The organism is Rhodococcus sp. UYP9, assembly GCF_040547235.1.
GTDB lineage: Bacteria > Actinomycetota > Actinomycetes > Mycobacteriales > Mycobacteriaceae > Rhodococcoides.
On the sequence record NZ_JBEPPH010000017.1, the window covers coordinates 1 to 2,714 of the forward strand.

A 2,714-nucleotide genomic window follows, 5' to 3' on the forward strand; every position below is an offset into this window, starting at 1 on the left:
GTTGCGTGGGTCGAATGCGGCGTATGTGATTTTCACGTCGGGGTCGACGGGTCGGCCGAAGGGTGTGGCGGTTTCGCATGAGGCGATCGTCAACCGGCTTCTATGGATGCAGGACACCTATGGCCTGACCACGAGCGACGTTGTGTTGCAGAAAACTCCGTTCACCTTCGATGTATCGGTCTGGGAGTTCTTCTGGGCGCTTCAGGTGGGTGCCTCGATCGTGGTCGCGATTCCCGACGGACATCGCGATCCGAACTATCTCGCCCGGCTGATTGCCGACGAATCAGTGACCACCATGCACTTCGTTCCGTCGATGCTTGCGGTGTTCGTCTCCGAGCTCGAGGGGCGCGAGACTCGATTGCCAAGTCTGCGGATGATATTCGCCTCCGGCGAAGCTCTTCCCGCGGCCACAGCCCAGCGAGTGTTCTCGACCCTGCCGCACATTTCGCTACACAACCTGTACGGCCCGACGGAAGCCGCGGTCGACGTCACTTTCCATGAGGTGCGGCCGGGCGAGACGGTCATTCCTATCGGCGCGCCGGTGTGGAACACCCGTGTCTTCGTGTTGGACCGCCGGCTGTCCCCGGTCCCCGTCGGCGTCGAGGGCGAGCTCTATCTCGCGGGCGTGCAGTTGGCACGGGGATACGTCGGCCGTCCCGATTTGACGGCAGACAGATTCGTCGCGCATCCGGTACCGGAGGCCCGCGTTCGCGGTGAGCGGCTCTACCGAACGGGCGATGTCGTTCGTTGGAATGCTGACGGTGAGCTCGACTATGTGGGTCGCAGTGACTTCCAGGTCAAGCTCCGCGGTTTGCGCATCGAGCTCGGCGAGATCGAGACCATTCTGCTGGAACAGAATTCGATCTCGCAGGCCGCAGTACTGGTCCGAGACGAGCAACTGGTGGCCTACGTCGTCACGGACTCCGCGGATTTCGACAGCGCGGCGGTTCGGACCGCCCTCGGCTCCAAGTTGGCCGAGTACATGGTGCCGTCCGTCTTCGTCGAGCTCGAGGAGTTTCCACTCGGATCGAGCGGGAAACTCGATCGTAAGGCGTTGCCGGCCCCGGTCGTGGAGATCAAGGAGTTCCGCGCACCCACCACACCGGTGGAGGAAATCGTTGCCGACACCTTCGCAGGAGTTCTCGGTCTCGAGCGAGTAGGACTCGATGACGACTTCTTCGAACTCGGTGGCAATTCACTTATCGCCACACAGCTCGTCTCGAGGTTGGGGCAGGTTCTCAACACGAAGATCGGCGTACGCGAGCTGTTCGAGGCGTCCAACGTCGCCGACCTCGCCACGCGCATCGCCAGCCAGGTCGGTAGTGGCGGCGTGCGGGCGCTCATCGCGGTGGCAAGACCCGAGCGGATACCGCTGTCGCTTGCGCAGCAGCGCTACTGGTTCCTCAACCAGTACGACACCACCTCGGCAGTGGACAATATTCCGTTCGCAGTTCGATTGAGCGGTGAACTGAACGTCGCCGCACTCGAGGCAGCAATGATGGACCTCATTGCGCGCCACGAGTCTCTTCGTACGATCTATCCGGATTCGCTGGACGGTCCACGCCAGGAAATCCTGCACGTCGAAGAGTCGGATGCAGACTTGGCGATCATCGACGTCGAGGAGATCGATATCCGTCGGCGCGTCATCGATCTGATGATGACTGCTTTCGACGTTACAACCGAGATTCCCCGGGCCGCAAAACTGTTCAAAGTCGCAGACCGCGAATATGTCCTGGCGTTCGTCATTCATCACGTGTCTGCTGATGGTGCATCGATGGCGCCCCTCGTACGCGATGTGATGGTGGCGTATGCGGCGCGTTCTGCCGGTGAGGCTCCTGGTTGGGCTCCGTTGCCGGTGCAGTACGCCGACTACGCGTTGTGGCAGCGTGAGGTTCTCGGTAGTGAGGATGATCCGGATTCGATTGCCTCGCAGCAGGTTGCGTACTGGAAGTCGGCACTGTCGGGGCTGCCGGACCAGCTGGACCTGCCTTCGGATCGACGACGACCGACACACCAGAGCTTTCGTGGCGACGCCGTTCGCTTCACTCTGGACGCCACGTTGCATGGCGCGCTGCTCGAATTGTCCCGTAAGCACCACACAACCCTGTTCATGACGATGCACGCCGCGTTTGCAGTTCTGTTGGCGAGGCTGTCCAACGTGTCGGACATTGCCGTCGGGACGCCCGTCGCAGGTCGAGGCGACAAAGCTTTGGACGACATGATCGGAATGTTCGTCAATACGTTGGTTTTCCGTAGTCGGGTGGATTCTTCGATGACGTTCGAGGAGCTGTTGGCGCAGACACGAGAGACCGATCTGCAGGCGTTCGCGCATGCGGACGTGCCGTTCGAGCGGCTCGTCGAGGTGCTCAATCCGGTCCGTTCCACCGCGCGCAACCCACTGTTCCAGGTCGGTCTGTCCTTCCAGAACATGACGCGAGCGAGCCTCGAACTGCCCGGTCTGACTGTGTCTGCGGTTGATGTGAATTCACCGTTGGCCAAGACCGACCTTCAGCTGACCATCTTCGATGGTGCGATGGAAGGAGGCCGACCGGCAGAGATCCATGCGGAGTTCACGTTTGCGGCGGATTTGTTCGATGTGGTGACGGTGGATGGTTTTGTGGAGCGGTTTGTTCGGGTGTTGGAGGCGGTGGTGGCGGATTCGTCTGTGGTGGTGGGTGATATTGGTGTGTTGGGTGTTGCGGAGCGTGATGTTG

General features: G+C 61.0%; 1 protein-coding gene. It reads left to right on the forward strand.

From position 1 onward, the window contains the following. Positions 1-2,714, forward strand: a 2,714-nt coding sequence (locus ABIB36_RS21850; RefSeq protein ID WP_502944968.1) for an amino acid adenylation domain-containing protein, incomplete at both ends; no start/stop codon positions are given.